Origin of the sequence: Rhodococcoides fascians A44A (assembly GCF_000760735.1) — a bacterium.
Lineage (GTDB): Bacteria > Actinomycetota > Actinomycetes > Mycobacteriales > Mycobacteriaceae > Rhodococcoides > Rhodococcoides fascians_E.
Genome location: NZ_JMEX01000008.1, coordinates 2,829,535 through 2,843,601 on the forward strand (window position 1 = coordinate 2,829,535; position 14,067 = coordinate 2,843,601).

Genomic DNA, 14,067 nt, shown 5'->3' on the forward strand with positions numbered 1-14,067 from the left:
CGGCCGCAGCCGAGGACGCAGCGTCGTCGGCCGAAATCTGCGCAGCCTCCGCCGAGTCGCCGGCCGCGACCTCCGAACCGAGCGCAGCCGTCGCCGAGCTTGCGGCCGCCAACTCCGAATCCGCAGCCTCCGCCGCCGAGACGCCCGCGACGCGCGCCGACTCCGCAACACCGGCCGCCGAGCCGGCCGCAGCCTCCGCCGCCGACTCCGCATCGCGCACGAGCTGCGCGACGCGCGAGATGACCGGAGCCGGATATTCGGTGCCGGCGTCCATGATGTCCGCGAGGTTCACCGCTCGATCGCCGGACGCGTCCGGATCCGCCGGCCCGAACGTCACCGAGTCCGCGCGCACCTTGTCACCGAGGACACCGCGGCCCGGATCCTCGAACAGCTCCGGCGTCGCCGTCCACACGATCGGAACGCCGGCGACCACGGCAGGCAACCACACACCGTCGCGCGCCTGGCGGTCCTGAAGCCGGCCGGCGACGACCGGAAACACCATCGGCCGCACCGACAGCGCGTAGGCCGGATCCGACTCGTCACCCGGAACGCGGATCGCCGCGAACCGATCGCGCTCGTCGAACGACGCGACGAACGTAACTTTCCCCTTCAGCGTCGACTCGTCCGGAAACGGATCCTCGTCCGTCCGCGAGTCGTAATCCGTGATCTTCCAGCCGCCGGTTACGTGCTGGTATGCGATCGCCATTGCTGCCCCGTCCCTCGTTATTGCCCGGTGTCGCCGGTCGTGACGTCACGCGAAATATGTTGCACAGTAAGCCGATTGAAATTCACGCCGCCGCGCATCGACCGAAACGACGCGATGAAAGACAGGTACGCCTCGACGAAATAACCGGCCTCCGGAACGACCACCGACGCGACCGCAGTCTGCGAGTACGGCCGTTGAGTCTCGTTCGTCTGCGCCTGCACCGAATACAGCGACAGATCCGGACGCAGCACCCGGACCTCCCAGTTCACGACGCCGGTTAGACCCGGTGCCGGAACCTCGTTCAACCACACCTGACAGCGAATGTCCCACAGCCCGCGGTCGAGTAATCGGATCCTTCGCCCCGACAGCTCGCACCCGCGCATCGGCCCGACCTGATTCGAGAACGGAAGCGTCATCGGCCCCGCAATGGCCGTCGCGCCGTTCATATACACCGAGCCGTAGTCGAGCAGCGGCGAGAGTAGATCCTGACGCCCGTTCAGTTCCTCCTGCTCGATCGCCGTCCGCTGCCCCGTCTCGTACGTCTCCTGCACCATGTAGCCGAACCGACGCAACGCCTGTTCGGACGCCTCACGGTCGACCGATCGCGGAATCGGCAGCTCGACGGCGCGGCGCACCACTACGCCACCCCGAGCAAGCGGATCCGCAGGTTCGCGAAGTCCGGCCGCACCGACCAGCCGCGCGACGAGCCGGCCGTTTTCACCGCCGACGCGTAGACCGTCACCACGCGGCCGGCCGGCACGATCCCGTCCGGAGAGCCGGGAAGGATCGCCGTATCCGAGTGCGAACGCAGCGGAACCTCGAACCAGCCGGCCGCGGCGAGCCCCTTCCCGTACCCGACGAGCCGGCCCGTCACCGCATCGTCGACCCGGACCTCGACGTCGATCCGGTGCCCCGACGACGACTCGACGTCGACGCCGCCCGAGACGTCGATCCGGTACGGAAACGGCCGCTCCGGAATGGTCAGATTCACCAGCAGCTCGCGCACGTCCGCCGAGGACTTGCTCGTCTCCGGGAAGCTCGCCGCCGGCACGACGTACTCCTCGACCACCGCGCCGGCCCCGGTCGGTGTCCACACCAGCTTTCCGGCGGCCGCGTCGTGCATGAGCGTGTCGCCGTCCGCCGGCTCGCCCACGACGTCGACCGACTTGTATACGGATCCGGACGGACCTACCGGACCCTCCGGACCGTCCGGCAGCTCCGGCAGCTCGAGGTTCACCGTGTACGGACCGCCCGGCGCGCCCACGACGTCGACGCCGGCCGGCGCGTCCTGAAGCTCGCCGCCGACCGTCACCGACCCGCCGGCGATCACCGGCGCAGGACCGACCGGACCCGGAGTCCCGTACGCGTCCGCGTAGACGATGAACGTCTCGCCGTTCCACACCCACTGCGAGTTATCGTCGGTGTTCCGGAACGACTGGTTCAGCTCCGCCTCGCCGAGCACGAGCGCCAGCCCGTCGAGTTCCGCCGTCGTCCGGTCGCCGCGGTGCACGTTGCCCGCCGGCCCCTGCTCGCCCTCGTCGCCCTTGTAGATCGGCAGACCGAGCACCGCGCGGCCGCCGGATCCATCCTGACGCCGGCGCACGTGCAGATACGTCTCCGTCATCGGCGGCATTCCCGGCGCTTGCGGGATACCAAATATCTCGAGGTCGACCGAAAGCCGCTCGATCGGATCGTTAACGTTGGTCATTCCTGCCCCGCCTCTCGCGCTTTGCGCACCTTGTCTTTCAGCGACGCCCACGCCTCCGGTTTGGTCAGCTCGAGCGCGACGATTCCCGTCCGCCGGTGCCGCAGCTTCACCGCCTCCTCGTCGCCGAGAATGGTCACCTCGACGTCGCCGAACTCCGGCGTCGACTCGAGGTCCGCCCGCGTGATCCACTCGCCGCCCTCGTAGACCGCGTTGTGAAGCCAGTTCAGAACCGACTGCGCGAGCAGTTCGGACTGCCCGCCCGGAATCTGCGCGACCGCCCCGTTCGACAGCGGCGCGGCGCGCAGGAACCGACCCAGCTCGACCGTGTTCTCGTCGTCGAGGGTGAAGGGATCCGCCGCGCGTGTGCGATCAGTCATCGTGCAAAACCTCCCGTGCTAGTCCGCGAGCCGCCGGCGGCATCACGTCCGGTAAATGAAACGACGCCCACGCCAACAGCTCGCGTACGTAACCGACGAGCGAGAACGTCCGCCGCTCCGATTCGAGCGCCGTCTCTTGCGCCTCGATCGCCGTCGACTGCGCCGTCTTCAGTTCCGAACTCAGGCCGGCGACCTTCTCGTCGAGCTGGCGAATCGTTTCGTCCTGCTTCTCCATCCGCAGAGCGACCCATTCGCGCGTATCGTCGTCGCGATCGGACCGGCGCGCGACGACGACGCCGAGGAACCCGACGAGCGCCGACAGAACGACCGCGGCCGCCGATATCAACGCAATCGTGACCGTAGAACCCACCGCCGCGGCCCTTCCTTTATGCCGGCCGCGACCAAGATCAGGCACGCAATCGCCAGATAGCTACGCGCCGACACCCAGTCGCGATCCGAGTTTTCCAAAAACACCCACGACGCCGCGAAGGACATTCCCCACATCGCGTGGAGGAACGCCGCGCCTCCGAACATGAACGGCCGGATCCGCCGGCAGGCCACCGACACGACGCACGCCGCACCGAGAGCGACCCATACCCACGCGACGACCTGAAGCGGCGCGAATGTCTCGATAAATGTCAGTTGGCGCACCGCGTCCGGAGCGGACGGCACGAGGTACGCGCCCCCGATCCCGAAGCACGAGCCGGCAGTTACCAACAGCGCCAACGCTTTTAACCGCAGCCATTCGGCCGCCCGCGTCATTGTGACGCCCGAGCTTCGAGCGCCAGCCGCCGAGCGAGTACGGCATCCGCGGCCGCGTACGGCTCACCGTCGACGACGGTCGCCGGCACCCCGTCCTGCGCCGGCGCGGACACAGATCCGCCGACCAGCTCGACGCGACGCACCAGCCCTTCGACGGCCGCGAGCAGATCACCCAGACCGGGATCGGGCGACGCCGGCGCAGCGGCCGGCCGGCCGGCCTCGTCGATCACGTCCGGCGCTTTCTGAAGGTTGTGCAGCGATAGGCCCATCGTCGACATACCGAGCGCGCCGCCGGCGAGGGTAAACCACCGATCGGCGTCGTCGAGACTCATCACGCCGAAGATCACCAGCGCGCCGAACACGACGAACGCCAGCAAGTACACCAGCGCCCGGACCTTCGCCGGCCCGCCGAGCCCACCCACTAGCGCGCGCATCACTTCCCGCCCTTGCCGCCGGCGCGCTTGGCCTCGACGAGTTCGGTCACCATCGCCTCAGTACGGAACGCCGAAGCGTCCGTAAATCGAATGAACTCCGGCGCTGCGAACTTCGCCGTCGACCCCTCGACGAACGACTGGCGAGGCTCGCACAGTGCCCGGTACATCTCTTGCTGCTGCTCCGCAGTCAGTGCTGCCATGAAATCGTCTCCTCTGTTCGCCCAGTTGAAGCCGGCCGCATATGTGCCCGGCCCGATCAGTCCGTCGACCTTGAAGCCGGCCCACTCCTGCACCTCTCGCGCACGCGCCGCCGTCGCCGGCCCGTACAGCCCGTCCGCGCCGATCCCGGTCGCCCGCTGCCACGCCGCGAGCGCGTCGCGCCACTCCTGGCGATCGGTCCGCCACAGTCCGGAAATCGAGTTCTCATCGCCTTCTAGCGGACCGTAATAAAGTCCGAGCGGCAACACCCACCCGGCCGGAACCTCCGCCGGCGCTTGCCCGGATCCGCCGCGCACCGCGTAATCCCTACGCAACGAACCAATGTCGTACGTCTTGCCCGGCGCGTAACCCGGATCCCACTTGCCCTCGACGCTCGTTCCGTTGTGCGTCTTGCACCGCGCGAAATCCGGCCACCGGTGCCACTTCCGAATCTCCTCGTTCAGAATGCACATCGTCTGATATTGCGGCCCCGACATAGGCTCGACGCCGCGGTATTGAATCTCAGTGCCGAGCGTGCGCCGGTTGAAATCGCGCGTGATCGGCAGCGGCCACGTGTCCCAGCCGCCCGACGCGCCGGCATGGTTCGCGGGATGAAGCGAGACGACCGCGAGGTCGCCGTCGTACAGGATCGCGTAGTTGCACAGCGGACCCGACAGGCCCGGCACGCCCGAGGTCAGGTTTCCGTCTAGGTAGATGTTGTTTCCGCCGCCGGTGTGGTGGTTCACGTGACCGTCGACGCCGTTCGGATTCGCCCACGCGGACCCGTTGCCCTTGTTGATGTTCGGACCGAGCACGAGCGGAACCCCGCGCGCCTCGACCCGCTTCGCAATTTCGAGAACGAACGTCACCGCTCCGCCTTCCGTGCCATGTGCTCGCGCAGCTCCGCCGCGTCGAGGTCCGTCGACTTGTGTTCGGTCGCCGGCCGCTGCTGCGACCAGTCCGCCGGATCCGCCGGCTCCGCAGTGTCGACGACCTCCCGGTCGAGGACGCCGTGAATCCAGAACCCGCCAGTCCGCGACGGCCGCCGCGACACGACCACTTCGCCGGCCAGCTCCACGCCGTCGACCGGCGAGCAACACCGCGACAGATGCTCGCGCACCGTCGCGTCCTGCTCGCGTATGAACTCCGCGTGCCGGCGTCGCTCCTCCGGCACCTTCAGCCGAAACTCAGGCATTACCAACACCTCCCGTTATCCGCCGAGCGCGACGCGAGTAATCGTCGAGCCCAGCTTGCGAACCTTGCCGAGCGCGATTGCGCCCGGCTCCTGCTCCGCCGCACCGTCGCCGATCTGCAACGTGAAGCGACCGACGCCGTTGTCGGCCTCCGTGTACGTCACTTCCGCGATGTGCTCGACGGCGACGCCGCCGTTCGGTTTCTCGTAGGCCACCGGGTCGCCCTTGCCCACGTGCAGGCCGACGAAATAGGGCGATCCGTTCACGACCTGAATCGCCGTCGACTCGTACCCGCGGACCGCGTGCAGGCTCGACCACATCGACGCGAACGTGTTCAGCGACAGGCCCGTTCCCTCCGACGCGACGAACGTCTCCCGGAACCGCCACGGCCCGGCCTCGTTCGCCGCGCGCAGATCCTCGACGGAATGGAACGCGAACGCGACATCTTTCACGCGGTCCGTGAAGATCCCGAGCGAGAGCCCCGGAAATCCGAAAAGCTGCCCGATCAGGCCCGTAACGAAGTTCGCCGAGTTCACCGCAATGTCGTTTATCCACGTCGGCGACTTGCCGCCGCCCGTCGCGCGCGTCGCCATAGGAATATGCGTCATCTGCTCGACGTGGCCGACCGTGGAGTATTGCCCCGTCCGATACAGCGCCAACGGCCGGCCGGCAAGCGTGCCGTCGAGCGAATCGCGGTCCACGTACTCGTCCCAGCCGTTCGCGCCCAGGATCGGATAAGTGATCCATTCGAGCGCGTCCGTCGCGGCCTCGACGACCGTCCGGATGAAGCCCGTGACGATGTTTCCGGAGAACTCGAGATGCGGCCCGCGTTCGACGAAATCGAACACCAGCGTCGGCCGGTCCAGAATCGTAAATTCCGGGAACGGTTGCGGATCGCCCGGCTCAAACAGGTCCGCCTTCATCGACACGTTCGTCGTCGAACAGACCTCCGTCGCGAGGTCCATAAACTTGTCCATGCGCGACGTCGTGATCGCCCATTTCGAGCCGTCGCCGAACCCCTTGTTCCGAGGGTTGACGATCATCGGCCAGAACGCGTTACGTAGGTAGTTCCACGTTTCGAGCGCGAACAGGTTTCCGGTCGGGATCGACCACAGATTCGCCTGTGTCCGAATGAGGTTCGACATAAGCTCGCCGGCGAGCACCGAGCACGCGCCGCCGAGCCCGAGTGAATACTTACTAGGCTGAAACTCCGGCGGCAGGAACGCGTCCGGGAAAATCCGGATCCAGTTGAAATGCTCGAGGCAGTGCACCGCCTCGACCTGAATCCACCGCCGCCGGCCCTCCCGCACCCGCCCGTAGGACGTGACGAACCACAGCGTCTTATAGCCCGGCAGCTCGACGACGATCGGCCGCACCGCGTACTTGGCTTGCCCGTAGAAATATTCGATCCACGTGTCGTTTTCCGGAACCTTGAACGACAGCCCGCCGGCCGCATTCTCCTTGTCCGTGAAGGTCAGTCCGCGCCGATCGTTGCACGGCGCGAACGTGTCCATCATTTTCGTCATCATGCGAACGCGCGCCCGAGGGTTGCCGAACACCCGGCGCTCGTCGGCGGCCTCCTGCTGGAAGTCCGCGAACGCTTGCCGGCTCACAGCACGCCCTCCTGCCACCGCGGCGTCGTCGCCCATAAGCGCGTCGCCGAGCTGGCACCGCGGACAGTGAAGGACACCCGCGTTACCTCCGCCGGCGGAATCGGTCCGACGAACTGCTGGCCCTTCATCAGCGGCCACAGGTTGCGGCCCCGGCCGGTGTCGCCGATCTTGCGAGCTCGCAATGTCTGCGCGCCGTTCGTCGTGTCGATCTGCACGCGCTCACCTGCGAGGACGGCCGGCAGGGTCACATCGTTGTCGGCGTAGACGAGCCGGAGCTGCCCCGGACCCGTGAACACGAAGATCGGCCACGACTCGACCTCTGGCCCCGCGTACAGCGACAGGGATCCGGACACCGCGCCCGCGCCGGCCCGGTTCAGCCACTCCGGAGCGTCACCGTCCGCGGCGCGCGCGAACGGATTGTCGGCGATGAACAGGACGTCGAACGTCGTTCCGTTCGTGCCGGCAGGATCGCGCGTGTAGGCCGGTTTGATCGACCCGCGGCGCACAGGTAGCCACCGCCACCCCGAGGCCGACGTGTACCCACACAGCCAGCCCATGCGGTCGCGCTGGATCAGCGACCGCAGCCACTCGCGACGACGGCGAGCCTCGTCAGGGGTCGAGCCGTAGACGTGAATCGGTAGGTCGATCTTCCCGTGGGCGAACGTCGCACCGAGGTAGTGCTCGCCGATGCCTCGCGCGGACGGATCGAATATCGCGTCGACGTCGACGTGGCCCAGCCCCTCCGGGCCGGAGCCGAGCCGAAATCCGCCCTCGCCGCCGTGCACACCCCCGGACAGGTGAAGGACCACCCCGTCAGGGGAGACGTAGTAAACGACCGTCATCGAGCCCGGAATGAAGCCGTCCCGCGCCCGGCTCACCATCCGCCGGCCAATGCGTCTGAGCGGACCAGTCGCCGCGCTTCTCTGCTCATTTCCTGCGCCGCCTCCTCCGGATTGTTGGTAATCAGTTGCTCGATGAACACGAGCGGCCCGCGCTCGCCGTCACCGCCGGCACCTTCCGCGCCCTCCGCGTCGGTCGGTGTGGCCGGTTGCTCGCCGAGAGCCGGCGCGGACGACAACGCCGGCGCGGCCGCGGACTCCGCGAGGTCGAACGCAATGTCGCCGAGCTTCCCGAGGCCGAAAAAGTCGAGAGTGTCGCCGACCGTCTCGTCGAATATCTGGCGCGGTAGCTGGTGAAGGAATCCCTCGAACTCCTGCGCCGAGTACGCGCCCGACGTCGACGAGGACGCGCCGGCCGAGGACATGCCGGCCGACGTCCCGGCGCTCGACGAGCCGCCCGTGCTCGACGGCGCGGATCCGACCGGAGCCGGCGCGTCGAACGTGCCGCCGATGCCCGACACTCCGCCGGTGCCCGAGGCCGGCCCGCCGACCGTGCCGTCCGGCATCGCGTCACCGCCCACGAAGAACTCAGGGGGGAAGTGCGCGTGGTCCGAGAACATGGGATCGTCAGCGCCGGCCGCGATCCCGCCGAACTGGCCGTCGCCGCGCGCGCCGCCCATCTCGAAATGAGTTCCGTCTGGCAGCGTCGCGGCAGTGTGCCCGCCGTACGGTCCGCCGTTGTACCAGCCGAACGACAGCGAGCCCGCCGGCCCGACGCCCGGAATTGCGCCCATCGCCGCCAGCGCCGACTCTTGGTTCCCCGTGGCGAAGCGTGATCCGAACGGCGAGCGGCCGGTCGCGAAGTTCGCGAGCGCAGAAACAGCCCCCGAGCAATCGCCCCAGTTGACCCCGCCCCACTCGTACTCCGCGCCCTCGACGCCGCGCGCGAAGTCGATCAGCTCGCCGGTAGTGACCAGCCCGCCGTCCGCGTAGCCCGGCAGCATTCCGTGCAGGAACTCCGCCGAGGGCACCCAGCCGCCGCGGATCGCCTCGAGCACCGGCAGCGTCTCCGGTGTCACCGCGTGCGCCGGCTCGACGAACTCGCCGTTCGACAGGCGAGCAAGGATCGCGTCGTCGCGAGGTCCGCCCGGACCCGTGACACGGCCGCCGTCGCGGTACGGCGCGGCCCACGACACGAGCGAGTCGCCGAGCCCCTTTGTCCCCATCCCGCCGACGCCCGGCACCCAGTCCGGAATCTGGATCCGTTGCAGTACGCGCCCGATGTTGCCCACCGCGCGCTTGATCCCGATAACGATGTTGTCCCACACGCCCGAAATCGTTTGGCCGACCGACCCGAAGAAATCGCCGACCGCGCCCATAGCGGACTTGAGCGCGTCGAGTGCGCCGCTGCCTATGCGTACGCCCGTCTCGATCGCGGACCCGATCCCGTTCATGGCCGGTTGAATCGCGTTGTCGTACAGCCACGTTGCGGCCGCGCCGGCCTCGCGCAGCCGGTCGCCGAACCATCCCATGATCGGCGCGATAATGGTGTCGTACAGCCACGAGAACACCGCGCCGACCGCGTTCATTGCGCCGTGCACGATGTTCCGGAACGTCTCCGACTCCCGGTAGGCGTAGATCAGGCCGGCCGCCAGCAATCCGAGGCCGGTCACAATGAGCATGATCGGATTCGCGTTCATCACGATGTTGAAAGCGGCCTGCGCGATAGTCCACGCCTTGATCCCGCCGACGATCGCGAGCAGTGTTCCCGCGAGCGGTGCAACGGCGATCGCGAGAGACTGAAGCGCGCCGGCGTTGTCCATCAGGAACCCGGCCATAGTGCCGAGCGAGCCGACGAGACCGCCCTTCACCGTCCGCGAGAACTCCTCGAGCGCGACGCCGGCACCGCCGCGCAGTGTCTCGCCGGCCGCGGCCGCGGACCCCTCGAAGCCGGCCATGTTCGCCTCTGCGCCGGTCAACCCCTCGAGGAATGCCGGGATCTGATCGACCGACAGATCCTCGAGCGGCGTTCCGAACAGTGCGATAGCAGTGTTCGCGCGCTCCGCCGGATCCTCGATCGAGAGCAGTCCGGACGCCGTGTCGCGCAGTGCTTGCTGCGCCTCCGCGCCGCCGCCGGCGATCGCCGCCGACATAGCCTCAGCGTTCAGCCCGACCCGCTCGTAAGCCGCGACCGAGGCCGTCGACATATCGGATCCGCGGATCGTGAACTCTTTCAGCGCGTCGCCCGTCTTGTCGAGGGCGATCTTTCCGTTGTCCGACGCCGCGACGAGGACGCCGAACGCCGCGTCGCCCTCGAACCCGAGCGCGCGAAAGTTGGTGCCGTACTCGTTCATAATTTCCGGCAGCTCGTCGCGCATCGCGGCCGGCACCCGCTGCGCCGCCGCCGTCATCAGGTCGAACGCTTCGGTCGAGTCCTTCGCGAGCCCGTTCGTCACGAGCTGCGCCGCGGACTGCACCGACTCCGTGACGTCGCCGCCGAATATGCCGGCGAAGTTCATAGCCTTTTCGGAAATCTGCTCGATCGACGCCTCGCCCTCGAACCCGGCCGTCCGGAAGGATGAAGCGACCGCGCCGACCGCGGTCGAGACGTCCTCCATCGAGTCGCCGAAAGCGTTCTTGTACAGGTCACCCGTGATCTGGCCGTACTCCGCGCCGAGTTCGCCCGTCGCGCCGAGGGACGCCGCGAGCTTGTTCGTCACCGCCTGGTTGTCGATCGCGGCGAGACCCAGCTCGACCGCGGATCCGATGCCGGCCGCCGCGACCGCTAGATTCTTCAGCTTGCCGCCGGCCGCGTCCGCGTCGTCGCCGAAACTGCGCACCCCACGCGCGCCTTGCTCGCCCGCGTCGCCGGCGTCGCGCTGCGCGCGAGCTGCCCGATCGTTCGCGTCCGCAAGGTCGTTCGTCGCCGTGGTGGCGTTACGCGTCGCCGCCCGGACTCCACGCCGCGCGGCCTCGACGCGCTCCTCCGCCGCGGCGAGCTGCGCCGCGGTCGCCCGGCCCGAGTTCTGTAGATCCTCGAGCTTCTGCTGCTCGACCCGTTGCCGGCCGGTCGCGTCCGACACCTTGTCCTGTGCGCGCGCGAGCTTTTCCGTCGCCTTGTTCACCGCGGACTGCGCGCGGCCGAGCCCGTCCGCTATCGCGTCGCCGGCCTCCCGGCCCGCACGCTCGCCGGCGTCGCGAGTGCCGCGAGAAAGCGAGTTCGCGAACCCGCGTAGCGACGGAAGTACCGGCACCCACACCACATCGTCAGCCGCCACCGGGAACCTCCGTCGCTACTTCGTGTTTCGTTGCGGACTCATCGAGCGCAGATAGTCGAGAACTTCCTGCGACGTCGCTTCGCCGCGGTCGCCGAGCTGCACCGCGTCGCGAGACCACGGAAACTGCAACCACTTCGGCCACTTCGGCCGCTTGCCCCGATGCCAGACGAGACGCTGGTCGAGAATCTTCAAGTAGTGCAGTAGCTGCCACAGCAACGCCTCGACGTTCGTCCATTGCTGGCCGTCGTTCCGCGCCCGGTGGAGAGCGGAACCCGGCGGAAGATGTTCGACGAGGACGCGTAGCTGGCGAGCGGAAATCTCGCGCCGCCAGTACGCGCCCACGTAGTCGTCTCCGTATTCAGCGATCAGCGCTGCTTCGATCGCCTCTGGGAACGATTGAAGGATCGACGCGCCCGTGTAGGGTCACCGTTCGCATCGACCGCCCTCTGGTTTTCGAGGTACTGGGTAAGCGCCTGCGACCACAGTCCGGACGATCCGCCGGCCTCGACGAACTTCTCCCACTGCTCATCGCCGAGGTAGTGACGCGCAACGTCCGCCGGCGTCGACTCCTCGTCCTCCGAGATATCGCGAAGGTCGTCCTTCCAGTCGTCATCCGCCAGCACCGGGTCCATACCCCACCACTGAATCCCCTTGAAAGTGAAGGGGAATCGATCGACCGAGCCGACCTCCTCCTGGCGCTTTTCGAGCATTGCGTCGAGGTCGATCGGCTGCGCCTTGTGATCTGCCATGTGTTGCAACTCCTCCGGTGGATGCCTGGTGGATTCCGAGCCGGCAGCGACCGGCGTTGCGTCCACCGGCACCGCGCCGGCCGCTGCCCTCTCATAGTGTGCCGAAACCCGTACATGTAAGAAAGCATCACAATGTGATTTAGCCGGCGATCGCCGTCTTTTGAAGGTCGGTTATCCTCCGCACATGGCAGACCGAGACCCGCGAATCGACAACGCGCTGCGCGATATCGCGCAGTCGATGCGGCCCGAAATTGACGCTATGAGCGCTTTTCGGCGGCACGCGCAGACGCAGGCCGAACACCAGCGCGAAATCGACAAGTCCATCGAGCAGATACAAGAAGCGAGAGCCGAGCGCCAAGCGGCCGAGGACAGGGACCGCGCGCGCGAGCTCGAACTCTCCGAGCTACAGGCCGAGCTTGCCAAGGACGGCGTGGAACTCTCGCGCGACGGACTGAAGATCGCCGAGGAAAGCCGCGACATCGCGCAAAAGAGCTTCGCGGTCGCCGAGAACGGGGTGAAGATTGCGGGCGAGAGCCGCGACTACGCGAAAGACAGCGTGCGTATCGCCGAGGAAAGCCGCGATTACGCCAAGAGCAGCAAGCGGTTAGCCGTCATCGCAATTATCGTCGCGATCGTCGTCGCCGGCGCGTCCATCGGCGCATCGTTCTATATCGCAAACAACAGCGCGCCGACCGCGGACGAACCCGCGACCGACGCGCCGGCCGTTGTGGAACAGGTGCCGGCCGAGGTTGAAGCGCCAGCCGGCGACCCCGTTTCGGAGCAAGCGCCGGCCGAGGGCGCACCCCCGGCCGGCGATCCGGCAGTGCCGAACTAAGCCCCGCCGAGAGCCGGCACGCGCCAGCCCTCCTTGAACTCACGTTTGACCGACCAGCCTTCCGGTCCCGGGTAAGCGGTCAGCGTCACCGGGTAGCCGATGAGCTGGTCTTTCCGGTACACCAGCCCGCCGCGTTCGGTAATCTCACCGTTCGGCACGAGCGCGCGACGCGCGTAAACGCCGTCGATCACGTCGATACCCCACGCGCGCAGATCCCGAGCCTTCTTGTCGCCGTCGACGAACGACGTCACGCCGGACGTCTCGTCGTAGTCCACATCTTCGGCCTTGACCTTGAAGTAGACCGAAATCGTGTCCCAGCTCGTCGTCCACAGGGTCGTTTCCCACGAAATGACCTCGTTCGTGGTTTCCACACGGACCGGAGCGTTCGTCTGCCACGGAGTGAAGGGCGTCGAATCCTGTTCGCGGTTCTCCGTGATCCCCTCATCCGAAATGTAACCGAGGTCGACGAACGGAGCCATCCACGGTTCCATGTTCACCGGCATTTCGGATCCGCGATCGCCGACGCGTAGCGCGCCAGTGACGCCGAGCCGCACCAGCGCGTCGTCGTAGTTGCTCGTCGGTGCAGTCATGTTGTGCCCCTTACCTTGTGATGAACGACAGCACAGCACCGCGCCGTCGAGTGTTGTTGTTCCAATCCGGCCGGCGAGTGAAGAACGGAACCCGCGCGACCGTCATGCGGGCGACGCTCAGCGACTCGACGAGCGAGCGCACCCGCGCCGCCGTGTCCGCGACCGCCTCGTCGGTGCCGGCGAACACGTCCACGTCGACGTCCCGGTCGTCGACGAGAGCCGGCCCGTTCCACGCCCGCGCCCGCTCGCGCGCCGGCAGCTCGACGACGCGCACCGCCGGCAGATCCTCGTCGAATCCCGGCGGCAGCGTTGCGAACGTGCGAAGGCCGGCCGCGCCGAGGTAGGCCACGAGTTCCGCCTCGACGTCGACGCCGGCCACCGCTCAGTCCGCCTTGTTCTCGCCGGCCGTGCCGGCGTCCGTCTGCACAGGTGAAGCCGAGCGGCCGCCGGCCGCCGGCCGAGCTGCGCGACCGGAATCCGCCGGCACGGCGTGGCCGGCACCGATCAGACGAGCCGCCCAGTCCTCCGCGACGTCCTCGACCGTGCCGACCTTCGCCGCCTTGCGATGCACCGTGTAGCGAATTTTCACCGCTAGATCACCTAACCTCTCGAATAGCTCGACCCAGCGCCCGCCGCCGCGTCTTCCGTTCCGATCCGTACTCTTCTTCCGCCGAGTCCGACTCGACGTTCGTAAACGATCGCCCGCCCGGCCGGATCCCGGAGACGACCGAAATCGTTGCCTCGCCGCCGAGTTCATCCGTGATCGACTGCGCGCGGCGTGCCAC

General features: G+C 67.6%; 18 protein-coding genes. 1 reads left to right on the plus strand and 17 read right to left on the minus strand.

Annotated elements, in window-relative coordinates; all coding sequences use genetic code 11:
* The 14 genes from BH95_RS29285 to BH95_RS25455 form a co-directional block, all read right to left on the minus strand.
* Positions 1–706: hypothetical protein (locus BH95_RS29285; protein WP_208601200.1), on the minus strand; the 706-nt coding region annotated here is incomplete at its 3' end.
* 17 nt (positions 707–723) lie between these two features.
* Positions 724–1,344 carry a hypothetical protein gene (locus BH95_RS25390; protein ID WP_052060170.1) on the minus strand — a complete coding sequence of 207 codons (621 nt, stop codon included), beginning with the start codon at positions 1,342–1,344 and terminating at the stop codon, positions 724–726.
* The gene (locus BH95_RS25395) at positions 1,344–2,414 is read right to left on the minus strand and encodes a hypothetical protein (protein ID WP_157773177.1); all 1,071 of its coding nucleotides are present in this window, start codon (positions 2,412–2,414) and stop codon (positions 1,344–1,346) included. The genes BH95_RS25390 and BH95_RS25395 overlap by 1 nt, the downstream gene beginning before the upstream one ends.
* Complete coding sequence (locus BH95_RS25400) at positions 2,411–2,791, minus strand: hypothetical protein (protein ID WP_037184827.1); 381 nt, start codon at positions 2,789–2,791, stop codon at positions 2,411–2,413. The genes BH95_RS25395 and BH95_RS25400 overlap by 4 nt, the downstream gene beginning before the upstream one ends.
* Entirely contained in the window at positions 2,784–3,161 is a 378-nt protein-coding gene (locus tag BH95_RS25405; protein WP_157773179.1) for a hypothetical protein, read from the minus strand. Before BH95_RS25405 ends, BH95_RS25400 begins: the two co-directional genes overlap by 8 nt.
* Complete coding sequence (locus tag BH95_RS25410) at positions 3,134–3,553, minus strand: hypothetical protein (protein WP_037184831.1); 420 nt, start codon at positions 3,551–3,553, stop codon at positions 3,134–3,136. Before BH95_RS25410 ends, BH95_RS25405 begins: the two co-directional genes overlap by 28 nt.
* Entirely contained in the window at positions 3,550–3,987 is a 438-nt protein-coding gene (locus BH95_RS25415; protein WP_037184833.1) for a hypothetical protein, read from the minus strand. Before BH95_RS25415 ends, BH95_RS25410 begins: the two co-directional genes overlap by 4 nt.
* Positions 3,987–5,054 (minus strand): peptidoglycan-binding domain-containing protein, encoded by a 1,068-nt coding sequence (locus BH95_RS27955; RefSeq protein ID WP_052060171.1) that lies wholly within the window; start codon positions 5,052–5,054, stop codon positions 3,987–3,989. Before BH95_RS27955 ends, BH95_RS25415 begins: the two co-directional genes overlap by 1 nt.
* Positions 5,051–5,380: a hypothetical protein gene (locus tag BH95_RS25430; RefSeq protein WP_037184836.1), complete on the minus strand. Its 330-nt coding sequence runs from the start codon at positions 5,378–5,380 to the stop codon at positions 5,051–5,053. Before BH95_RS25430 ends, BH95_RS27955 begins: the two co-directional genes overlap by 4 nt.
* A 15-nt stretch (positions 5,381–5,395) precedes the next feature.
* Complete coding sequence (locus BH95_RS25435) at positions 5,396–6,991, minus strand: Gp37-like protein (RefSeq protein ID WP_157773181.1); 1,596 nt, start codon at positions 6,989–6,991, stop codon at positions 5,396–5,398.
* The gene (locus tag BH95_RS25440; protein ID WP_157773183.1) at positions 6,988–7,833 is read right to left on the minus strand and encodes a hypothetical protein; all 846 of its coding nucleotides are present in this window, start codon (positions 7,831–7,833) and stop codon (positions 6,988–6,990) included. Before BH95_RS25440 ends, BH95_RS25435 begins: the two co-directional genes overlap by 4 nt.
* 32 nt (positions 7,834–7,865) lie before the next feature.
* Positions 7,866–11,108: a phage tail tape measure protein gene (locus tag BH95_RS25445; RefSeq protein WP_037184842.1), complete on the minus strand. Its 3,243-nt coding sequence runs from the start codon at positions 11,106–11,108 to the stop codon at positions 7,866–7,868.
* A 15-nt stretch (positions 11,109–11,123) separates the two neighbouring features.
* Positions 11,124–11,450, minus strand: coding sequence for a hypothetical protein (locus tag BH95_RS27960; RefSeq protein ID WP_052060172.1), 327 nt, complete (start codon positions 11,448–11,450; stop codon positions 11,124–11,126).
* Positions 11,451–11,473: 23 nt separating this feature from the next.
* Positions 11,474–11,857, minus strand: coding sequence for a hypothetical protein (locus tag BH95_RS25455; RefSeq protein ID WP_155291730.1), 384 nt, complete (start codon positions 11,855–11,857; stop codon positions 11,474–11,476).
* Between the two features lie 184 nt (positions 11,858–12,041).
* Between BH95_RS25455 and BH95_RS25460 the strand changes: the two genes are divergently transcribed.
* Entirely contained in the window at positions 12,042–12,692 is a 651-nt protein-coding gene (locus BH95_RS25460; RefSeq protein ID WP_037184846.1) for a hypothetical protein, read from the plus strand.
* Here the strand turns inward: BH95_RS25460 and BH95_RS25465 are convergent.
* The 3 genes from BH95_RS25465 to BH95_RS25475 are packed head-to-tail and all read right to left on the minus strand — an operon-like array spanning position 12,689 to position 13,871.
* Positions 12,689–13,282 carry a phage tail tube protein gene (locus tag BH95_RS25465; RefSeq protein WP_037184848.1) on the minus strand — a complete coding sequence of 198 codons (594 nt, stop codon included), beginning with the start codon at positions 13,280–13,282 and terminating at the stop codon, positions 12,689–12,691. The genes BH95_RS25460 and BH95_RS25465 overlap by 4 nt on opposite strands.
* 10 nt (positions 13,283–13,292) lie before the next feature.
* Positions 13,293–13,661 (minus strand): hypothetical protein, encoded by a 369-nt coding sequence (locus BH95_RS25470; RefSeq protein WP_037184850.1) that lies wholly within the window; start codon positions 13,659–13,661, stop codon positions 13,293–13,295.
* Positions 13,662–13,664: 3 nt separating this feature from the next.
* Entirely contained in the window at positions 13,665–13,871 is a 207-nt protein-coding gene (locus BH95_RS25475; protein WP_037184851.1) for a hypothetical protein, read from the minus strand.
* Positions 13,872–14,067 lie beyond the last annotated feature (196 nt).

What these genes read in the sequence shown, in the direction of transcription:
- BH95_RS25395 (WP_157773177.1), bottom strand. Translation starts at nt 2,414, where the DNA reads ATGACCAACGTTAACGATCCGATCGAGCGGCTTTCGGTCGACCTCGAG.
- BH95_RS25400 (WP_037184827.1), bottom strand. Translation starts at nt 2,791, where the DNA reads ATGACTGATCGCACACGCGCGGCGGATCCCTTCACCCTCGACGACGAG.
- BH95_RS25410 (WP_037184831.1), bottom strand. Translation starts at nt 3,553, where the DNA reads ATGACGCGGGCGGCCGAATGGCTGCGGTTAAAAGCGTTGGCGCTGTTG.
- BH95_RS25415 (WP_037184833.1), bottom strand. Translation starts at nt 3,987, where the DNA reads ATGCGCGCGCTAGTGGGTGGGCTCGGCGGGCCGGCGAAGGTCCGGGCG.
- BH95_RS25430 (WP_037184836.1), bottom strand. Translation starts at nt 5,380, where the DNA reads ATGCCTGAGTTTCGGCTGAAGGTGCCGGAGGAGCGACGCCGGCACGCG.
- BH95_RS25440 (WP_157773183.1), bottom strand. Translation starts at nt 7,833, where the DNA reads ATGACGGTCGTTTACTACGTCTCCCCTGACGGGGTGGTCCTTCACCTG.
- BH95_RS25455 (WP_155291730.1), bottom strand. Translation starts at nt 11,857, where the DNA reads ATGGCAGATCACAAGGCGCAGCCGATCGACCTCGACGCAATGCTCGAA.
- BH95_RS25460 (WP_037184846.1), top strand. Translation starts at nt 12,042, where the DNA reads ATGGCAGACCGAGACCCGCGAATCGACAACGCGCTGCGCGATATCGCG.
- BH95_RS25465 (WP_037184848.1), bottom strand. Translation starts at nt 13,282, where the DNA reads ATGACTGCACCGACGAGCAACTACGACGACGCGCTGGTGCGGCTCGGC.